This window comes from Paraflavitalea sp. CAU 1676, from assembly GCF_029223285.1.
Classification (GTDB): Bacteria; Bacteroidota; Bacteroidia; order Chitinophagales; family Chitinophagaceae; genus Paraflavitalea.
Genome location: NZ_JARHUJ010000002.1, coordinates 546,475 through 566,319, shown reverse-complemented (window position 1 = coordinate 566,319; position 19,845 = coordinate 546,475). Strand labels below are relative to the sequence as shown.

18 protein-coding genes are annotated in these 19,845 nt (G+C 50.1%); 12 read left to right on the top strand and 6 right to left on the bottom strand.

Features of this window, described 5'->3' with window-relative positions:
• The first annotated feature begins 173 nt into the window (after nucleotides 1-173).
• From P2H89_RS07005 to P2H89_RS06990, 4 genes are all read left to right on the top strand, one after another.
• The gene (locus tag P2H89_RS07005; RefSeq protein WP_275825871.1) at nucleotides 174-1,700 is read left to right on the top strand and encodes a hypothetical protein; all 1,527 of its coding nucleotides are present in this window, start codon (nucleotides 174-176) and stop codon (nucleotides 1,698-1,700) included.
• Between the two features lie 182 nt (nucleotides 1,701-1,882).
• The gene (locus P2H89_RS07000) at nucleotides 1,883-4,231 is read left to right on the top strand and encodes an ABC transporter permease (protein ID WP_275825870.1); all 2,349 of its coding nucleotides are present in this window, start codon (nucleotides 1,883-1,885) and stop codon (nucleotides 4,229-4,231) included.
• 227 nt (nucleotides 4,232-4,458) lie between these two features.
• On the top strand, nucleotides 4,459-5,598 hold the full coding sequence (locus P2H89_RS06995; RefSeq protein ID WP_345799362.1) for a pyridoxal phosphate-dependent aminotransferase: 1,140 nt from the start codon (nucleotides 4,459-4,461) through the stop codon (nucleotides 5,596-5,598).
• Nucleotides 5,599-5,843: 245 nt separating this feature from the next.
• A complete protein-coding gene (locus P2H89_RS06990; protein ID WP_275825868.1) occupies nucleotides 5,844-6,086 on the top strand; it encodes a hypothetical protein in 243 nt (80 codons plus the stop codon).
• A gap of 134 nt (nucleotides 6,087-6,220) precedes the next feature.
• On the opposite strand, the gene P2H89_RS06985 is transcribed toward P2H89_RS06990, so the two are convergent.
• Both P2H89_RS06985 and P2H89_RS06980 read right to left on the bottom strand, forming a co-directional pair.
• Nucleotides 6,221-7,291, bottom strand: a complete 1,071-nt coding sequence (locus P2H89_RS06985; RefSeq protein WP_275825867.1) for a DNA alkylation repair protein — start codon at nucleotides 7,289-7,291, stop codon at nucleotides 6,221-6,223.
• A gap of 13 nt (nucleotides 7,292-7,304) precedes the next feature.
• A complete protein-coding gene (locus tag P2H89_RS06980; RefSeq protein ID WP_275825866.1) occupies nucleotides 7,305-7,805 on the bottom strand; it encodes an SRPBCC domain-containing protein in 501 nt (166 codons plus the stop codon).
• 404 nt (nucleotides 7,806-8,209) lie between these two features.
• On the opposite strand from P2H89_RS06980, the gene P2H89_RS06975 reads away from it, so the two are divergent.
• Nucleotides 8,210-9,085 carry a sugar phosphate isomerase/epimerase gene (locus P2H89_RS06975; protein WP_275825864.1) on the top strand — a complete coding sequence of 292 codons (876 nt, stop codon included), beginning with the start codon at nucleotides 8,210-8,212 and terminating at the stop codon, nucleotides 9,083-9,085.
• 5 nt (nucleotides 9,086-9,090) lie between these two features.
• Nucleotides 9,091-9,216: a hypothetical protein gene (locus tag P2H89_RS06970; RefSeq protein ID WP_275825863.1), complete on the top strand. Its 126-nt coding sequence runs from the start codon at nucleotides 9,091-9,093 to the stop codon at nucleotides 9,214-9,216.
• Nucleotides 9,217-9,237: 21 nt separating this feature from the next.
• On the opposite strand, the gene P2H89_RS06965 is transcribed toward P2H89_RS06970, so the two are convergent.
• Complete coding sequence (locus P2H89_RS06965; protein WP_275825862.1) at nucleotides 9,238-9,579, bottom strand: iron-sulfur cluster assembly accessory protein; 342 nt, start codon at nucleotides 9,577-9,579, stop codon at nucleotides 9,238-9,240.
• Nucleotides 9,580-9,743: 164 nt separating this feature from the next.
• Between P2H89_RS06965 and P2H89_RS06960 the strand changes: the two genes are divergently transcribed.
• From P2H89_RS06960 to P2H89_RS06940, 5 genes are all read left to right on the top strand, one after another.
• Nucleotides 9,744-10,316 carry a hypothetical protein gene (locus P2H89_RS06960; RefSeq protein ID WP_275825861.1) on the top strand — a complete coding sequence of 191 codons (573 nt, stop codon included), beginning with the start codon at nucleotides 9,744-9,746 and terminating at the stop codon, nucleotides 10,314-10,316.
• Between the two features lie 36 nt (nucleotides 10,317-10,352).
• A complete protein-coding gene (locus P2H89_RS06955; protein WP_275825860.1) occupies nucleotides 10,353-11,915 on the top strand; it encodes a methylmalonyl-CoA mutase family protein in 1,563 nt (520 codons plus the stop codon).
• 137 nt (nucleotides 11,916-12,052) lie between these two features.
• On the top strand, nucleotides 12,053-12,604 hold the full coding sequence (locus P2H89_RS06950; protein WP_275825859.1) for a GNAT family N-acetyltransferase: 552 nt from the start codon (nucleotides 12,053-12,055) through the stop codon (nucleotides 12,602-12,604).
• A gap of 38 nt (nucleotides 12,605-12,642) precedes the next feature.
• The gene (locus P2H89_RS06945; protein WP_275825858.1) at nucleotides 12,643-13,983 is read left to right on the top strand and encodes an amidohydrolase; all 1,341 of its coding nucleotides are present in this window, start codon (nucleotides 12,643-12,645) and stop codon (nucleotides 13,981-13,983) included.
• Between the two features lie 147 nt (nucleotides 13,984-14,130).
• Nucleotides 14,131-14,946, top strand: coding sequence for a hypothetical protein (locus P2H89_RS06940; RefSeq protein WP_275825857.1), 816 nt, complete (start codon nucleotides 14,131-14,133; stop codon nucleotides 14,944-14,946).
• 157 nt (nucleotides 14,947-15,103) lie between these two features.
• Here P2H89_RS06940 and P2H89_RS06935 read toward each other — a convergent pair whose 3' ends face one another.
• From P2H89_RS06935 to P2H89_RS06925, 3 genes are all read right to left on the bottom strand, one after another.
• A complete protein-coding gene (locus P2H89_RS06935; RefSeq protein WP_275825856.1) occupies nucleotides 15,104-16,783 on the bottom strand; it encodes a glutamine--tRNA ligase/YqeY domain fusion protein in 1,680 nt (559 codons plus the stop codon).
• Nucleotides 16,784-16,919: 136 nt separating this feature from the next.
• Nucleotides 16,920-17,639, bottom strand: a complete 720-nt coding sequence (locus tag P2H89_RS06930; RefSeq protein ID WP_275825855.1) for a LytTR family DNA-binding domain-containing protein — start codon at nucleotides 17,637-17,639, stop codon at nucleotides 16,920-16,922.
• Nucleotides 17,636-18,655, bottom strand: coding sequence for a histidine kinase (locus P2H89_RS06925; RefSeq protein ID WP_275825854.1), 1,020 nt, complete (start codon nucleotides 18,653-18,655; stop codon nucleotides 17,636-17,638). Before P2H89_RS06925 ends, P2H89_RS06930 begins: the two co-directional genes overlap by 4 nt.
• Before the next feature lie 297 nt (nucleotides 18,656-18,952).
• Here P2H89_RS06925 and P2H89_RS06920 point away from each other — a divergent pair, with 297 nt between their 5' ends.
• The gene (locus P2H89_RS06920) at nucleotides 18,953-19,594 is read left to right on the top strand and encodes a hypothetical protein (RefSeq protein WP_275825853.1); all 642 of its coding nucleotides are present in this window, start codon (nucleotides 18,953-18,955) and stop codon (nucleotides 19,592-19,594) included.
• Nucleotides 19,595-19,845 lie beyond the last annotated feature (251 nt).

The following is a 19,845-nucleotide window of genomic DNA, read 5'->3' as shown; positions in this document are numbered from 1 at the left end:
GGATCATCCTTCTGCGCAGCGGGCAAGCATCGATTTTCTCACAATCAAACATAAAAATCTCTTAATTAAATACTTATGGTATCAGGTCGTAAAGGCCTCAATTTAACAATTTTTAGGAAATAGCAATATGTATTTTTCGTTTTTCTGCATCTAACAGCTATAAAACCATCGCTATGAGATATTCCCTCACTGTAATTTGCCTGCTGGCAATTATTGCCGGCAGCCAGGCACAGCCTGCAAAAACCTCCACTGAATTTGGCAGTACGGAAAACGGACTTATCTATGGTGACAATACCATCCGGCAGCTGAAGCATATTGTCGACTCGTTGAACCTGAAGTTTAAAGTATGCGAACTGAACCGGCGTTATACGGCTTTACCGCAGGCCACCGGGCATTACGTGACGCTAGAAGGGCCCCTGGCGACAAAAGCGAGGCAGGATCTGGACGCACAATTGCCTTTTGCTGAATTTCAGGCCAAATATCCTACCGCCAAAACCATAAAAGACCTCCTGGTGACCCGGTCGGTTTATAGAAGAGAGCGTGATACGGAAACGGTATTTTCCTGTCAGCGATTCGATATTAATAGCGACCCCAGGGTAGACCTTACGGGAGATTCTGCCAAATACCTGTCGAACCTGAAAGGGAAATGGATTTATAAGTATTATGGCAAGAAGACCTATGGCGAAGCTTCCCTGTATGCGATCTATTGCCTGACAGAATTCGAAACCCCTCTCCTGCCCGATCGATACGCCCGACTGGTTCAATATGTTGACTGCCTCGTCGATACGACTACCGGTATTTATTTGGAGGGTGCCAAATACACCGGCGGCATTTATAGATACCTGTATGAAGACAGTGGTAGCGCCAAACTAATGAATGTGCCCCGCTTCATGCAATTCCTTCATAAGGAAGTGCCTCCCGGTCCACAGTATCCCATTAAGGGGTCCAGGGCGCAAACAGAAGCCTATTTTGATGCTCATAAAAAGTGGGAACTGCGTAAAGCGATCTATATACGGGACACACTCGCCCATCAACCGGCTTTCCGGGAATTGCTGACCGCTGCTTTCGAGGAGGCAAAGGTAATAGGCAACTCGCTCGACGAACTTGAAGAATATGTGGAAACCTATATTTCTCCCCAAGCGAGCCTTGCGTTGAAGCGCAACCGCATCGTGGTGGGTGGATGCAGCCAGGATCAAAGTCCACGGTATCACGCACAGGCTATTGCGCGACTTTCGGCCGAAACTGTGAATTGGGAGACGTTCCTTCGTGCACACCTCGACATCATGAACGATCGTTTCGAGCGGGTGTCCGACGGCAGTTATGCCTGGGCGAAACGGGAGACCTATATAAAAGAACTGGAAGTGCTTGATATCAACGTACCCGATCTGATGCTCGGCATCAGTTTGCGGGTCGACAATCCTGCCCAGCATCACTACTTCGGTTCCATCAACAGGCTGGGCCGGGCCCTTGCTGAAAGTCAGGATACGACCAGGATGGAGGAGTTGATGCTGAACATGATCAGGGACTCCGAACTCGACAGCTACAACCGCATTCTTATATATTACCTATTCATCAATTATGCCTATCATCGTAATGATAAAAAAGTGTTTCCAGGTCTTATTGCCCGGCTCAACGAGGCGGTGAAAACCTTGCCAGGAGCGCTGGCCAAACAAGCGCATTATGTACCTGCCAAGCGCTAATCATTTGGTCAGTAGCCGATCTGCATGAAAAGTTTCCACCAGAGAGCCAGAACAAAACGAACAGTCTTTGTATCGAAACAGTACAGTTGTCAGTTCGACATCATATCCATTCTATTAATACTTAAGGTATTATATTTTTGGCATCGGGCTTGAATCCGTAATGAAACCCGATCCATCCATATATGCTAAAAAATTACATTAAGATCGCCTGGCGCAGCCTCACCAAGAATAAGGTTTCCTCCTTTATTAATATCAGCGGATTGGCTGTGGGACTTGCCATCAGCATCCTGATCATGACGGCCATCCTGGACATGATCAGTTACGACAAATTCCATAAAAACCTGCCCAACCTGTATTCCCTCATGAAGAGCATCAAGGTGGGTGGTGATATAGGCGTAGGTACTTCGGTGCCGGTACCCCTGGCGCCGGACATGCGCGCCAATATTCCCGAAATAAAACATATTTCGCGTTTGGCCACCGGAGGAAATGCCTTGCTCAATACCAGTGAGAAAGGCATTTATGAAAACGCGGTCTTTGTAGAGCCGGATTATTTCAGGATGATGACCTTCCCTGCCCTGGTGGGCGATCCTGTTAAAGCTATGGAACAACCTGGTTCGGTGGTCATCACCGAACGCACGGCTATCAAGCTTTTCGGCAAGGCGAATGCCATCGGTCAATTGATCAATTATAATAACCAGATCCCGCTGCAGGTAGCGGCTGTTATCAAAGACATTCCGGAAAACAGCAGCCAGGAATTTGATGTGGCGATCCCCTTTAGTGTCTTCGAACAGCAAAACCTGGGATGGATCCACAAATGGGATAATAACCAGATCGCGACCTGGCTTGAATTACAGCCAACGGCCAATCTTACCGCCGTCAATGAAAAGCTGGCCAAACTGATCCAGGCACGATTAGATGATAAAGAGGCAGGTCTGTTTGCTTATCCATTTGCCGATGTCTGGTTGTATGGCGATTTCCAGAACGGCAAACCCAGTGGAGGCAGAATTTACGCCGTATACCTGTTTGGTATCATTGGCATTTTCGTACTGCTGGTAGCTTGTGTCAACTTCATGAACCTTTCCACCGCCCGCTCGGAGCGTCGCGCACGGGAAGTGGGCGTACGAAAAGTGATGGGCGCCATGCGCAAGCAGGTGATCATTCAGTTCCTCTGCGAAGCGATGCTGCTGGCGGTTATCTCTCTTGTGTTGGGCTTATTGCTGGCGAGGATAGCCTTGCCAATGCTGAACTATTTTACCGAAAAGGAAATGCAGTTCGACTTCACCAAGTGGCAACTGTGGGTATCCCTGCTGGCCATGGTACTGTTTACCGGCCTGGTAGCCGGCAGTTACCCTGCCTTCTTCCTCAGCAGCTTTAAGCCGGTGCTGGTATTGAAGGGAATTATCGGGAACAGGCAAGGTGGCTCGGCATTGCGGAAGGGGCTCGTGACATTCCAATTCATGATTTCCATTTTCCTCATCATAGCGACCATCGTTATCTATAAACAATTGCGCCATGCAGAGAACAGGCCGATCGGGTACGAAGCCTCCAATTTGCTGGAGATCCCGCTGCGGGGTGAGATTGGGAATAAATACGCCCTGCTCAGCAGTGAGTTGAAGCAGGTGCCCGGTGTGGTCAGTGTGTCGGGGGGCGGCAACAACCTCATCAACTTTGGCGGAGCCACCGATGGCATCAGCTGGCCGGGGCGCGGCACCAATGAAAGGATGTGGGTTACCCTTACGGATGTGCAATATGGCTGGGTGAAAACTGCCGGGCTTACCATGGCTGAAGGCAGGGAGTTTGATCCGGCCTATGGAACCGATTCGAATGCTGTTTTGCTCAACGAAGTAGCTGTAAAGAAAATGAGGCTGAAATCACCTGTCGTAGGAACCCGGGTGGGTGGTTCTACGGTGATCGGCGTGGTGAAGGACTTTGTGTACAACAGTCCGCTGGCGACTCCCAAACCGATGTATATAAAATTAACAAGAGCTCATGTAAACCACCTGTTTGTGCGCATCACAAACGATGATCAGTGGCAGGGTACCGTTGACCGGATAGAGCAGGCCATCAAGAAAGTGGATAGTCAGACCCCGTTCAGGTATCATTTTGTGGGCGAGCAGTTTCAAAAGCGGCTCAAAGGCATCCGGTATACCAGTCAGTTCACCAATTTAGTGGGCATACTGGCCATTTTTATTTCCTGCCTGGGGTTATTTGGCCTGTCGGCCTTCCTGGCCGAACGCCGCCAAAAGGAAATTGGCGTGCGCAAGGTATTGGGGGCCAATGTTGCCCAGGTTTGGCTGATCTTGTCGAAGGATTTTCTGAAGCCGGTGATGGCGGCATTTCTGCTGGCCGCTCCGCTGGCGGGCTGGGCCCTGCACACGATGCTGCAAAATTGGGATTACCGCATCAGTCTGGCCTGGTGGATGTTTGCCGTGGCGGGATTGACGGTAACGTTCATCGCGGTGGCTACGGTGAGCTTTCACGGCATCCGGGCGGCGCTCGTAAAGCCCTCGGCCAGCCTGCGTTCTGAATAAGCCTTTCTATTTTCCTATAGTGGCCCTGTTTACCAGTTGGAAGCAGGGCTTTTTTGTGTCGCTGCCCTCCCCTTTTCGGGGGGCAGAGAATACGCTAAAAACTATCGACAATAACCTCAAACTGTATTACTTTTGCGCCATTCGTTTAAAAAAAGCAAGCAACGACACTTTTAATTATGCAACTATCAACCAGATTACAACTTTTCAACGAACCTGAAACGTTGAAGATGGCAAAACTCGGACGTGAGTTAAGGGCCAAAGGTATCGATGTGATCGACCTTAGTTTGGGTGAACCCGATTTCGACACGCCGCAACACATTAAGGACGCTGCCAAGAAAGCTATCGACGACAACTACAGCCACTATACGCCTGTAGCCGGTTACCTCGACCTCCGCGAGGCTGTTTGCGTGAAACTGAAGCGCGACAATAACCTCGACTATAAGCCAGAAAACATCATCGTTTCTACCGGTGCCAAGCAAAGTCTGGCCAACGCGGTATGGGCAGTGATCAGCAAGGGCGACGAAGTAGTAATCCCTACTCCTTACTGGGTTACTTACTCCGAGATCGTTAAGCTGGGCGAAGGTGTGGTGAAACTGGTTACTACCTCAATCGACAACAAATACAAGATCACGCCTGCAGAACTGGAAGCAGCACTGTCTGAGAAGACACGTTTGGTGATGTTCTCTTCACCCTGCAACCCTAGTGGTTCTGTGTACAGCAAGGCTGAACTGGAAGGATTGGCTGCAGTACTGCGCAAGTTCCCTAACGTGTTCATCCTCTCCGACGAGATCTATGAGTATATCAACTTCGTAGGCAAGCACGAGAGTATTGCCCAGTTCGAAGACCTGAAAGACCGTGTGATCATCGTGAACGGTTTGAGTAAAGGTTTCGCCATGACTGGTTACCGCCTGGGTATCGTAGCTGCTCACCCCGATGTGGTGAAGGCTTGCGAAAAACTGCAGGGTCAGATGACCAGCGGTACCAACAGTATCACCCAGCGCGCTGCGATCGTTGCCTTCACCGGCGACCTCCGTCCTTCTCAGGAAATGAACAAGGAGTTCGAGCGTCGTAAGAAGCGTGTACTGGAACTGATGGACAGCATTGCTGGTTTCAAGTATGCTGAACCCGATGGTGCTTTCTATGTATTCCCCACCGTGAGCCAGTACTTTGGCAAGAGCGATGGCGAAGAGACGATCAAGGATGCGGATGATCTTTGCATGTACCTCCTCAACAAGGCGCATGTGAGCACTGTAACCGGTCGTGCATTTGGTGAGCCTACGGCGATCCGTATCTCATTTGCCAACAGCATGGAGAAGATCGAAGAAGCCTGGAAGCGCATCATCGCTGCCCTCGCGAAGCTGAAATAATAATCAGTAAGATATATTGGTGGAAGCCGGGCCTGGTGCCCGGCTTTTGCTTTGGCACCTGCCCACATCCGGCCATAGGGAATTTTCGTATCTTCGGCAAAGATTAACCAATGTCGATTTTGAAACATCCACTACTATATGTAGGATCGAAAGGAGAGAGAACTTTGTATACGCTGTTTGACAGCGGTGCTAATTTGTCGTGCATTAGTCCAGATTTTGTGGAAGATTTAACCGAGGCGCAACCTTTGGGCCGAATAAGGCAAATCGCCAATGCCAGTGAAGGGCATTACATCGAGGTTAAGGAAGTTGTAAGATTAGACTTCTATGTAGATGACATATTGCTTAGCGATGAATTCCTGGTGGTCCCAGGTTTAAGTGAAGAAATCATCCTCGGTGCGGCCACGATGCAAAAGTGGCGCATCAAACTCAACTTCGAAGACGACCGCGTAGAGGTCGATCCCAAAGTAGCCAAAATGCAATTGATATAATGTGAAAGCCGGGTGAGTGCCCGGCTTTCTCTTTTATAGAGGTGGTTCTTCATTGATCGAACTATTAATTGTGCCCGGTGTTTAACTCGTAGACCCAGGATTGCACCTCAACCACGTGGCGCCCGCTATCCTCCCTACCCTTTCTTCAATCCCATGTAATGGGCTTTCTCCTTGCTATCGAAATGTTCGAGCGCATTGCGCAAAGCCGAGCGCGGCATGGTGGCCGCATATTGATCGAGGAACTTCTTCAGCTGCTGACGATCCTTGCCGGCATAACGCAACATCCAGCCGGAAGCTTTATTCACGGTTTCATCTTCGTCTTTCATGAGCAGCGCGGCGATCTTAAACGTTTCCCCTACCTCGCCCTGCCTGATGAAATGCGCCGTGGCCAGTATCGCTGTACGTCTTTCATACGGGCTTTTTGATTTCGCCAGCTTATACAACACCTCTCGCGGCTTATCGTTGAGATAATGACCTACTACCTGGTGCGCTGCAAGGTCTACGAGGTCCCAACTGTTTACCCGGTCGTGCCGGCGCAGGTAGAGGTCGTATAATTCTTTCAATCTTTCGGGTGACACTTTTTTGGCCGAGGCCGCCTTACCCATGATGCTCATCGCACCGGCTCTGACTTCATGGATCGGACTTTCCATCAGTTTCTCGATCTCCTTCACCGGCATATCGACAAAGAGTTTCGCTACTTCAAACACATGCCCCATACGCACGCCAACAAACTGATCTCCCACCAATGGCTTGTCATCGCTGAAGCTAAAGTAACGCTCATATTTCTTCAGCTCGGCATTAGACTGGTAGGTCATCAATACCTCTACGAAGGCCTTGGCCGTAAGTTCGGCGCGGCCAGCGGGCGCTACGCGGATTGAGGGGCGGGGTGAACGACCAGCTGAAGCTTTTGCAGGAGAACCGTTCAATGTTGAGCGGACTACCGCAACCTTGACCGGCGAGACTTTCTTCGCAGGAGAACCATGCGAAGCAGCCCGCACAACTGAAGTTTTCTTTGCAACCGCCGGCTTCCCTGATGAGCTAGTAGCTGACGAACGTGCCGCCACTGCCTTTACCGGCGGCGCCTTCTTTTTAGCCGGAGCCCCTTTAGCTGGTGAAGCTTTTGAAAGCGCTGCCCGCTTGGTTGGTTTCTTAGCAGCTTCCTTTTTTACCGCTTTGTTCTTCGTAGTACCAGCAGTTTTTGCCATATCGTGCGAGGGTTTATTGTACGATTGCAGCCATCTTATTGATACATTGGATCAATCCGGCCTTCGACATCTCTACCACTTCGGGTGAGGTATAACCATACTCTGTAACCGTTATTTCACTCTTGTTGGCGCCCAGCGACTTGAACGTGATCACATGTCGTACATCTTTCGGTATTCCCGCCAGGCCAACCTGCGCAGGATCAAACGCCTTACCATCCTTGTCGGAAAAGTTTAGCACAAACTCGATGCGCTCATTGGGTACGATCTTCGAATAGGTCCAGGTATTGTACATATCCTGTCCATCGGGCGAACGCATACAAAGTAAGGATTTTCCGCCTTCTTTGAAATTCATATTGGCGACGGGTGTCGTAAAACCATCAGGTTGCCACCAGCGCTTTACATCGACTGAATCATGCCAGGCCTTGAACACCCGCGCCACCGGCGCATCAAACTGACGGGTAAGTTCTACCTGTAAGGTGGGGCCCTGCGCCATAGCATTATTGACGTTACTCATAAAGAAGATAATTAAGGTGATTGGAATCAGCAAGTGTAATCCAGTAGCAATAGATTTCATAAGCATAGTATGATGTGGTGTTTGGTGGAAAGTTGGGCGGGTACGGAAGGCACCACAAACTTAATGCTATTGCTGCATTCAGGTGCGGTGCAGGTGCGACAAAACGAGGGGGTAAACAAGTCTTTCGGGCAACCTATCAGTTACGCGTAAATACAGCAACGCAACAATTTCCAAGTGGTCTTCGAGGCAGTGATACTTCTTGCAGCAAAAACATCTTGTATTTTTTTACCAGCCGCCAATGCCTCGGTAAACAGGAATAATCTCCCGACTAAGATGCAGATTAACTGATTGTTGGAAAGAAATCTTAATTAAATTTTGTATCCTTACTGCCTAATTCAGATTGCATGACCAACCGTAGAGATTTTATCCGCCAATCCGGTGTATTCGCTGCCGGTATGATGATCGACCCTTCCAGCATTCTTAAATCAAGATATAAACTGGGCCTTCAACTCTATACCATCCGTGAAGCGCTGGCCAATGATACCAGAGGCACGCTGACTAAGATCGCTTCTTATGGATATGAGGAAGTAGAGACCTATGGCTACAATCGCCAGTATTACAAATTCACACCAGCTGAATTCAAGTCACTACTCAACAATAATAACCTCACCAGTCCCAGTGGACATTATGAGCTCAATAAATACATTGGTCCGGGCACCAAGCCCGACGAGCTGATGCGCTATGTGGATGATTGCATTCAAGGAGCGCTCATACTGAAACAAACCTATATCGTGTGGCCCTGGGTGGATGAACCAATGCGCCCCATCGAGCAATTCAAAGAAGTGGTTGCTGCGTTGAACAAAGTTGGTGAACGAGTGACCAAAGCAGGGTTGCAGTTCGCCTATCACAACCACAACTTCGAGTTCATTGAGCAGAACGGCGAAACCGGCTACGGCATCCTGTTGCGCGACAGTGATCCCAACTATGTAAAACTGGAACTCGATCTATACTGGTCTACCTTTATGAAGCAGGATCTTCCTGCCCTCTTCAAAAAGCAACCTGGCCGCTTTCCGCTGTGGCACCTTAAAGACAAAGACAGGAAGAACCCGGATTTGCATACCACCATGGGCGACGGCGATATCGACTTCACCAAACTGATCCCCTATGCCGGTGATGCTGGCGTAAAACATATGTATGTGGAGCAAGGCAACAATTATGTGCCCAATGACCTTGCCTGCGTGGAGCGCAGCGCCGCGTTTACGAAGAAGCTGTTGAAGTAGATGGCATGGCGCGAAGCTGTTGCAGCATCTCCCTTTTCAGCCCAAATATGGTGAGCGACGAAGAATATGAAAAGCTGAAAAAGGAAGGCGTGGACCAGGTGAGTAAGACCTACCAGCAAACACTGAAATAAGCCTAATTCGTTTAGCCGATACTATACCGAAAACGAAGTTCCGCAACCGCAGGTCTTGCTGGCATTGGGATTGGTGAAGGAGAACCCTCTGGCGCTGAGGCCATCGAGCCAATCAACCTGCATGCCCATCAGGTAGAGTCCGTGGGATTTGTTCATGATAAACCGAAGTCCGTCCACCTCATATTCTTCATCTTCGCTCTGCTTGTCGTCGAAGCCCAACACATAGCTAAGACCCGAGCAGCCGCCCCCTTTTACGCCGATCCGCAGGTGTTTGCTGGTATCGAAACCGGGATCGTTCATCAGCCGGAGCAACTCGGTACGGGCACCGGGCGTAAATTGTACGGGGGGTGTAGCTATTTCCATGTTCACCAATTTTGAGCAAACTTACAAATAATGCCCCTTTTCGTCAATGGCTCGACAAACAATTGACAATCATGCGACCTGGCAGACTATAATACCTATAAAATCCGTTAAAGAGAACTCAATTATCTATTCACTACATTTGTTGACTCAAAAAACTAACCCGAATGGCTTTTTTGTTTGTTTTACTCCGGAATACCCTGAACCCTAATGAACTTATCTGGCAACTGATCATCGCCTTTGCCCTGGGGGGTACCCTTGCCTATCTGTTCTGGAAACAACGGAAGGAAATCAAGATGGCGCAGGATGTAAAGAAACTGGCCGAAGCCCAGGAAACAGCCGCTGCCACCTCCACCAAGCAGATGCAGCTGCAATCTTATGAAAGATTGATCCTGCTGGCCGACCGCCTGGCCCTGCCCAACCTGGTAGCCCGCCTCAATGAGCCCGGCCTTAGCGCCCGCGAAATGCAGGCCGTATTGATCCATAATATCAAGACCGAATTCGAATACAACGTTACTCAGCAAATGTATGTAACCCAGGAAGCCTGGGAAGCAATACGTAACCTGAAAGACCAGAATATGCTGATCGTAAACCAGATCACCTCATTCCTGCCTGCCGAGGCAACTGCACAGGACCTTAACCGGAGCATCCTTGAGATGCTGATGCAAAATCCCAAAGCCTCCCTGCACACCATCGTATCCGATGCGCTGAGCTATGAGGCCCGCAAACTGATGGTCTGACAAAGACCCTCCCTATTTAGAAATTAATGCTTGCTTATGCCAGAAAAAAAGGTCTTTACCGACAGCGGAATTGAGATCAATGAACTGTATGATGCCCGGAACCTGCAGGGGCTACCTCCCCTGCCGCCTCCCGGGGATTTTCCTTTTACAAGGGGGGTACAACCCGATATGTACCGCGGCAAACTGTGGACCATGCGTCAATACGCAGGTTTCAGTACGGCCGAAGAAAGCAACAAACGTTATCATTACCTATTGTCGCAGGGCGTAATGGGGCTTAGCGTGGCCTTTGACCTGCCCACCCAGATCGGGTACGACAGCGACCACGCCCTCGCCGAAGGCGAAGTAGGTAAAGTAGGCGTAGCCATCGACAGCATCGAAGACATGCAAACGCTCTTCCAGGGCATCAAGCTGGAAGATGTTTCTACCTCCATGACGATCAATGCCACTGGCTTCATCCTCCTTAGTTTCTATGTGGCGCTGGCCAAACAACAAGGCGCCGATCTCAAAAAGATCTCCGGTACTATTCAAAACGACATCCTGAAAGAATACGCGGCCAGGGGCACGTATATCTATCCGCCCAAGCCATCCATGCGCATCATTACCGATATTTTCGAGTGGTGCAGTACCGACCTTCCCAAGTGGAATACCATCTCAATTTCGGGCTACCATATCCGCGAAGCGGGCAGCACGGCCGTGCAGGAGATTGCCTTTACGCTTAGCAATGGAAAAGCCTACGTTAAAGCCGCATTGGAAAAAGGTCTCGACATCAATGTATTCGGCAAACGTCTCTCCTTTTTCTTCAATTCGCACAACAATCTCTTTGAAGAAGTGGCCAAGTTCCGCGCCGCCCGCACCATGTGGGCTACGATGATGAAAGAACTGGGCGCCACCGATCCCAAAGCGATGATGTTGCGCTTCCATACGCAAACAGGCGGCAGCACGCTCACGGCGCAGCAGCCGCTCAACAATATTTCGCGGGTTACCGTACAAACCCTGGCCGCGGTGCTGGGTGGCACGCAATCGCTCCATACCAATGGGTACGATGAAGCGCTGAGTCTGCCTACCGAAGAAGCAGCACGAATTGCCCTTCGCACACAACAGATCGTTGCCTTCGAAAGCGGTGCAGCCGATACGGTGGACCCGCTGGCGGGTTCTTATTATGTAGAATCGCTTACCAAACAGGTAGAGGAAGAAGCCTGGAAGCTCATCGGCAAGATCGATGCTATGGGTGGCAGCGTGAGTGCCATCGAACAAGGATTTATCCAGGATGAAATTGCCCGCAGCGCGTACGACTACCAGCGCCAGGTAGAACGCAATGAGAAGATCATTGTAGGTGTCAACAAATTCCAGGCGGCAGACAACAACCCTCCTCCCCCGTTCAAGATCGATGATTCCATTCGGCAGGTACAAAGCGAGAAGCTGGATCGCCTTCGTCACCAGCGCGATCATGCCAAATGCGATCAGCTGTTGCAGTTACTGGCCGACAAAGCCGGCAGCGATGAGAACATTATGCCTACCGTTGTTGAAGCGGTGGAGCAAAAATGTACACTGGGCGAGATCGCCGACACGTTGCGCGAGGTTTATGGGGAATACAAATAGGCTGATAGCCCGGCGCCGGACAAAGGCTACGGGCAGCAGCCATGAAGCAACGAACAGCCTTAATTTGTTCTATCAATAAGAGAGGTCACTGGCTCAGGCGGTGGCCTCTTTTCTTTGCTTCTTCGTAATATTGTGGTATGTATACCGCCACCACCGTCTCGACCGACCAGGAGTTGGAGCAGATACTGCAATTGCAACGCAAGAACCTCAAGCAATTCATTTCGCAGGAAGAAAAGGATGCGCAGGGCTTCCTCACCATTCCCTTCGACCTGCCCATGCTGCAAAAGCTACATGCCATTGCACCCAGCATCATCATCAAACACGGCGGTGAAGTGGTGGCTTATGCCATGACGGTGCTGCTGGAAAGCCGGGCCGAATACGCATTGTTGGAGGCCATGTTTGCCAGCTTCGAGCGGTTGCAATGGAAAGGCAAGCCGCTGCACGATTATCGGTTCTATGTTATGGGACAGGTGTGTGTAAGCAAGGAGCATCGCGGCAAGGGCCTCTTTGATATGCTGTACCAACACCATAAAGAGGTGTACAGTCCCCGGTTTGATTTTATCATCACCGAAATTTCCACCTCCAACTATCGCTCTATACAGGCGCATAACCGGGTGGGCTTTGAAACCGTACATACCTATACAGATAGCACAGATACCTGGAATATGGTGATCTGGGATTGGCGGTAAGGATTTATTGGTTAAATTGAATGCTTAAACATTCCTGCATGCGTTCAGTACCAAAACTATTAATTCCGTTACTGCTATTGATCTCCGCTTCGGGCATTGCCCAGCAAAACCTGGCCCCGCTTATTGAACAAAAAGCAACTGCCTTACTTCCTAAGATCATAGAATGGCGTCGTTACCTGCACCAGCACCCCGAATTATCGAACCGTGAATATAAAACTGCCGAGTTTGTAGCCGCCCATTTGAAAGCACTGGGATTGGAAGTGCAAACCGGCGTGGCCAAAACAGGTGTTGTCGCAATTCTGAAAGGCGGCAAACCAGGCCCCGTGGTGGCCCTGCGTGCTGACATGGACGCTTTACCGGTACAGGAGCGCGTGGATATTCCCTTCAAATCGACCGTTACGGCTGATTACCTCGGACAAAAGGTGCCGGTGATGCATGCCTGTGGTCACGATAGCCATGTGGCCATGCTGATGGGAACGGCAGAAGTGCTGGCAGCGATGAAGAAAGACGTACCGGGTACGGTGAAGTTCTTCTTTCAGCCTGCTGAAGAAGGTCCGCCCGGAACGGAAGAAGGTGGTGCGTCCCTGATGGTGAAGGAAGGCGTGATGGACAATCCAAAAGTAGATGCCGTTTTCGGATTTCATATCGAGGCCGATATTGAGATCGGCAAATTCGAATATAAGCCCGGCGCCTTCATGGCTTCCTCCGATTGGTTTACCATCAAAGTGAAGGGAAAACAATCGCATGGCTCGCAGCCCTGGAAAGGCATCGACCCTATCGTAGTTTCTACAGAGATCATCAATACGTTGCAAACGATCGTGAGCCGCCAGTCGGAGCTTACCAAAGCGCCCGTAGTGATCACTGTGGGTAAATTCCATAGTGGCGTGCGGCCCAATATCATTCCGGAAGAAGCGATACTGGAAGGCACCATCCGTACGCTCGACAGCAAGATGCAACAGGAAACCCACGAGCGCATCAAAAAGGTAGCCACGACCGTTGCAGAAGCGATGGGCGCGGTGGCTGAAGTGAGCATCGATACAAAAACCCTGGTTACCTACAATGATCCTGAGCTAACGAAATTGATGCTGCCTTCGCTCGAAACGGCAGCAGGCAAAGGCAATGTAACCGAGCGTGAATGGGTTACCGGCTCCGAAGACTTCTCCTACTTCGGCACCAAGGCCCCGGCTTTATTTGTATATTTTGGCGGCATGCCCAAGGGAACGAAAAAGGAAAATGCTCCACCCCATCATACTCCCGATTTTTATATCGATGATAGTCGCCTCGATGTGGGCGTCAAAGCATTTTGCCAGCTGGTATTCGATTATGCCCGCCTGAAAGGTGGCGCCGCCGGTAAGACTACTTCCAATAGAGGGTTCTGATACCTGGAATATTTTTCTACGCCCTTCTGCTTCAGCCAGAAGGGCGTATGTATTTAAGCCGATGCTATGTGTGGGAGATTTTCGCAGACGGCATAACACTTAACATTGGGGTAATATTGGCGAGCTATTTTTGAAAAAGAGTTCTTTATGTTAATGAATGAAACCCAACTGTGGAGTAAGCTGGAGGCTTACTCACCAGACAACCCAACTGATGCATTCAGTTTTTCTCAGAGGTTGGCCCGCGAAAATGGATGGCCAATCTTCTTTACGGAGCGAGTGATCGCAGAGTACAAAAAGTTCCTCTTCTTATGCATGATCAGCCCTCACCCCGTAACGCCCTCCGATGAAGTAGACCAGGCCTGGCACCTGCACCTTGTGTACACCAAATCCTACTGGAACGACCTCTGCAAAGACATCCTCGGAAAAGACATCCACCACACGCCCACCGAAGGCGGCTCCGCCGAAAGAGACAAGTTCACGAATTACTACGAAGCGACCTTACAACTTTACCGCGACAAATTTGGCCACGAACCTCCCGACGACATCTGGCCACCCACGCACAAGCGATTTGGCGATGATGATTATGTAAGGGCCAACAAGATCACCCACTGGATCATCCTTAAGCAACCCTGGCACCGGCATATCGCCGGGATCGCCCTGGTGGTGCTGGGAATACTGGTGAGCCTGGCTAGTTGGAACTTTGCGTTCCTCATCATACTTGGGGGCGCTGGGATCATCCTGCTACTTCAATATGTGCTCAGGAACATGTCATTCGACACTTACGGTGAAGGTACCTGGGATGCTTACCGGAGGGATCGTAATCATAAAGCCGGAGGATGTGGCGGTGGATGCGCAGGTTGCGGCGGTAATACCGGCTGTAACGGCGGAGGCGGAAGCGGTTGCAGCGGTGATGGCGGATGCAGCAGCGGATGTGGTGGTGGATGCGGAGGTGGTGGTGATTGATAACTCTGATGTTACGAGTGTAGTAGTAGCGTCTTGAAATCAGCTACAGCGCCTTAACCGGCCAAGTATTTAACAATGTATGATGACCATTACAGGTCATAAAAAAAGTCAAGCTGACGATGCAGCCTGACTTTGTTCGTTTATAGAGGATATCTCTTTAATGCTTCTTCTGTTCCTTCGCCCACGCGTCTTTCAACGTAACGGTACGGTTGAACACCATACGCTCTTCGGACGTGTCGCGATCCAGGCAGAAATAACCTTTGCGCAGGAACTGATAGCGCTCCTCGAACTTCGCCGTTTTCAATGCAGGCTCGGCATAAGCCGTACCCACCACTTTCAACGAATCGGCATTGATATAGTCTTTGAAGTCGCCCTCTTCGCTGGCAGGATCTTCTACCTTGAACAGGCGGTCGTACTCTCTCACTTCTACGCTGATGGCTTGTGCCACACTTACCCAATGCAGGGTGCCTTGCACTTTGAGCCCTGTAGTATCCGATCCGCTCTTGCTTTCGGGGAAATAAGAACATTTCAGTTCGATCACTTTACCCTCGGCATCTTTGATCACCTCTTCGCACTTGATGATATAAGCGCTCTTGAGGCGCACCATCGAACCGGGCGCCAGGCGGAAGAACTTCTTGGGAGGATTCTCCATAAAGTCTTCCCGCTCGATATAGATCTCCCCGCTGAAGGGCACATCGCGGTGGGCCGCATTGGCATCTTCGGGATTGTCTTCACTCTTCAGCATTTCGACTTCTCCGGCGGGATAGTTGGTGATGGTTACCTTCAAGGGATCGAACACCACCATGCGGCGTTGTGCAATCTTATTAAGGTGCTCACGGATACAGAATTCCAGCAGCGAGTATTCAATGATATTATCACGCTTGGCCACCCCCACGCGGTCGCAGAAATCGCGGATCGACTCCGGCGTATAGCCCCTTCTGCGAAATCCGCTGATGGTAGGCATACGGGGATCATCCCAACCGGTTACAAATTTCTCTTCCACCAATTGCTTCAGTTTGCGCTTGCTCATTACGGTGTAATTGAGGTTGAGGCGCGCAAACTCATATTGATGCGAAGGGAATATTTCCAGTTGCTCGATCATCCAGTTGTACAAGGGGCGATGCGGTATGAACTCCAGCGTACAGATTGAGTGCGTGATGTGTTCGATGGAATCGCTTTGACCATGTGCAAAATCGTACATGGGATAAATGCACCAGGCATCACCGGTACGGTGGTGGTGAGCATGTTTGATGCGGTACAGGATGGGATCGCGGAAGTGCATGTTGGGCGAAGTGATATCGATCTTCGCGCGCAGCACTTTTTCGCCATCCTTGTATTTCCCATTACGCATGTCTTCAAACAGGCGCAGGTTTTCCTCAACGCTTCTATCGGCAAATTGATTCCTGGTACCAGGCATGGTTGGCGTTCCCTTTTGCAAAGCGATCTGCTCGGCAGTAGAGTCGTCTACATAAGCCAGTCCTTTTTTGATCAGCGCAACGGCAAAGCCATAGAGTTGCTCAAAATAATCGGAGGCGTATAATTCGTTGGCCCATTGAAATCCGAGCCATTGCACGTCGGCCTTTATGCTTTCTACATACTCTGTGTCTTCTGTGATCGGGTTGGTGTCGTCGAAACGCAGGTTGGTAGTGCCGCCATATTTGAGGGCCAAACCAAAGTTGAGGCAAATGCTCTTCGCGTGACCAATGTGCAGGTAACCATTGGGCTCCGGCGGAAAACGGGTAGCGATGGTTTTGTACTTCCCCGCCTTCAGGTCCTCTTCGACGATCTCCTCGATGAAATTGAGGCTTTTTTCTTCTGTCTTTTTAATCTCAGTCATTGTACCGGTATTTACAAATATGCCACGGTCTATCGACGCCCGTGGCATATGGTAAACGCGAATGTACGAAAAATTCCGTGACGGGGAAGGATGGCCGGAGATTTGACGGGTCATAAATGACTGAAAATGTGACCTTTTACCGCTTGAGCAGGCGGTTTTGCAGAAGCTGTTGCAGTACGGCTTCCCGCTCGGTGCGGCTGATGGGGATATGGTGCTGGCCAATGCGGATATCGTTGCCTTCGATGCTTTCTACTTTGGCGGCGGCCACGATAAACGATTTATGGGTGCGTACGAAGCGACTGGCGGGCAGGTATTCCTCGATGCTGCGAAACGTGAGGTAAGTGATGTATTTTTTGTCGGTCGTGTAGACGGCCACATAATTCTGCAAGGCTTCCACGAACAGTATCTCGTCGTATTTGATCTTGATGAGCTTGCTGTCGCTTTTGATGAAGAAGTAATCGGGCTCTGCGCCGGCGGGTGTTGCCGGTTGTGCTGCCGCTTCACATTGCGCCTTCGCTTTGGTTGCCGCTTTCCAAAAGCGCTCGAAAGAGAAAGGTTTGAGGAGATAGTCGACGGCATTGAGTTCAAATCCCTCTACTGCATAGTTCGGATAAGCCGTTGTGAATATGACCAGGGGCGGGTGGCTGAGCGTTTTCAGGAATTCCAGTCCCGTCATCCGGGGCATTTGTATATCGAGGAAGATGAGGTCGATCTTTTGTTGCTGTAACGTATCGATGGCCTTCATGGGATTGTCGAATTCGCCGGCCAGTTGCAGAAAAGCAGTGTCCTGGATATACTCCTTCAGGCCCGTGCGGGCTATTGGTTCATCGTCGATGATGATGCACTGTAGTGTCATGACAAATGAAGGTTTAGCGCTACTTTAAAGGTAGTATCATTATTATCGATCTGCAATTCATATTTGCCGGGGTACAGCAACTCGAGCCTCCGCTTTACATTATTAAGTCCGATGCCGCCGGGTGGCTCGGTGGTACGCTGATGTGTTTCTTTGGAGTTCTCCACCTGGAAAAGGAACGAACCGTTTTCGCGCCCCATGCTTACATGTACAAAATTGGGCTGATCGGGGTGGTGCGAGACGTGTTTGAAAGCATTCTCTACAAAGGGGATCAGCAGCAAGGGGGTAATGCTAAAGCCACGTACACCGGCATCCACAGCTACATTTACATCGTAGTGATGGTCTTTGCGCAGCTGTTGCAACCGGATATAATCCTGCAGATAGGCCACTTCTTTCTCAATTTCGATCACGGGTGCATTGCAGTCGTAGAGTTGGTACCGGAGCAGGTCGGAGAACTGTAGCAGTGTTTGCCGCGCCGTCGTATTCTGCTTATCGATCAGGAAATAGATCGCATTGAGTGAGTTGAAGAGAAAATGCGGATTGATCTGTGACTTGAGGAAATTGAGTTCGGCTTCTGCTTTTTCCTTCGACAGCTCCCCCAGCCTGCGTTGCGAACGGGCGTGATCTATCAACAGTTTGATGGCAGCGCCTGTACTCACCAGCAGGATGTGCGGGATCACGTTATCGTAGAAGCGGCCTTTGTCGAGTACATTGAAGAGGGACGGCCTGTTGATCAGCTGCCCCTGCACGTACATTTTCAGCCAACTGAATCCGGTGATCATGACCAGGTAAACAATGGCAAACAATACATACTTTCTTTTATACAGCAATTGCGGTATGAGCAGGTAATTGGTGATGTACACCATAATGGCGAGGTCGACCACTTTGAGGGCGGAGATAAGCCAGCTGACGTTGCGCGGATAATCCTGGTAACGGAAAAAATGCCAGGCGCCAAACAGGAGGAGCCAGCCCAGCAGGTGGTCCAGTTTGTAGCGCCTGAATATAGATGTCTGATTCATACTTCAAAATAAATATACAAAAACCAGCCGGCGCTTTTTCTTACACATGCCGGGGGTATGGCTACATGAAATGCAGGGAAAGACGCTTGCGGCCCGATCAATGCTATGGTAGTGGTTACAGTCTTATTGAACAGAACTTTACAGGCGGGAGCAATTCCGGCTGTTTTCTGGATACATTGCAGGTATCTATTCAAGCCTTTCATCAAGGGATTAATACCTGAGGTGTAAGTTTTTTCAGCGCTCCGTGCCGATGTGGTCATTTTGAGTAAACAATCAGTTCACCCAAAATAAGGTTTTATGAAACGGCTATTCTATCTCCTCCCGCTGATGCTGGCAGTCTTTACCAGTTGCGCACAAACGAATGCACGCAGTAGTTTCAAGCTGAACTGCGAGGGCTGTGAGGCGATCTTCGAAAGTACCGTGCCTTGGGAACAGCTCAATGCGGTGGATACCCTACCCGATTTCAACGATGCCGGCGCCAAAATGCTGGTAACAGGCATCATTTATGAAGCGGATGGCAAAACACCGGCGAATAATGTGGTGCTGTATATCTATCATACCGATCAGTATGGCATCTATGCCAAAAAGGGCGATGAAAAAGGCTGGGCGAAGCGCCACGGGTATATACGCGGATGGATCAGGACCGGAGCCGATGGCCGGTATTCTTTCTATACCCTTCGCCCGGCAGCTTATCCGCGCGAAAAGATCCCTGCCCATATACACCCGGTGCTCAAGGAGAGCGATATGCAGCCCTATTATGTCGATGAATTCCTGTTTGACGACGATCCGCTGCTTTCGGCCGAAGAGCGCCGTAAACAGCCCCTGTATGGCGGCAGCGGTATCCTGAAGCCGGTGAAGGAAAATGGTATGCTGGTGGCAAGGCGCGATATCGTGCTGGGATTAAATATCCCGGGTTATCCCACGAAAAAAGGGCTGTAGAAACAGCCCCTGTATTCATTAATCAATAACCTATGAAAAACACTATCTTTTTGCCTTTAATACGCTGTAAAACTACCCGCGAAAGGGGCGCTTTCATAATCTATTCGACGGCTGAAACGGTTTGCCGGATGAATGAACCGGTTGAGCTGTTTTTGGGATTTTAGGGAGGGATTTGTTATTGTTTTATTCGTCCCTCGTTCGGTATTTGTTCGGTGTTTGCTTAGGAAAGTGCGCTTTAACACCGAATGAAA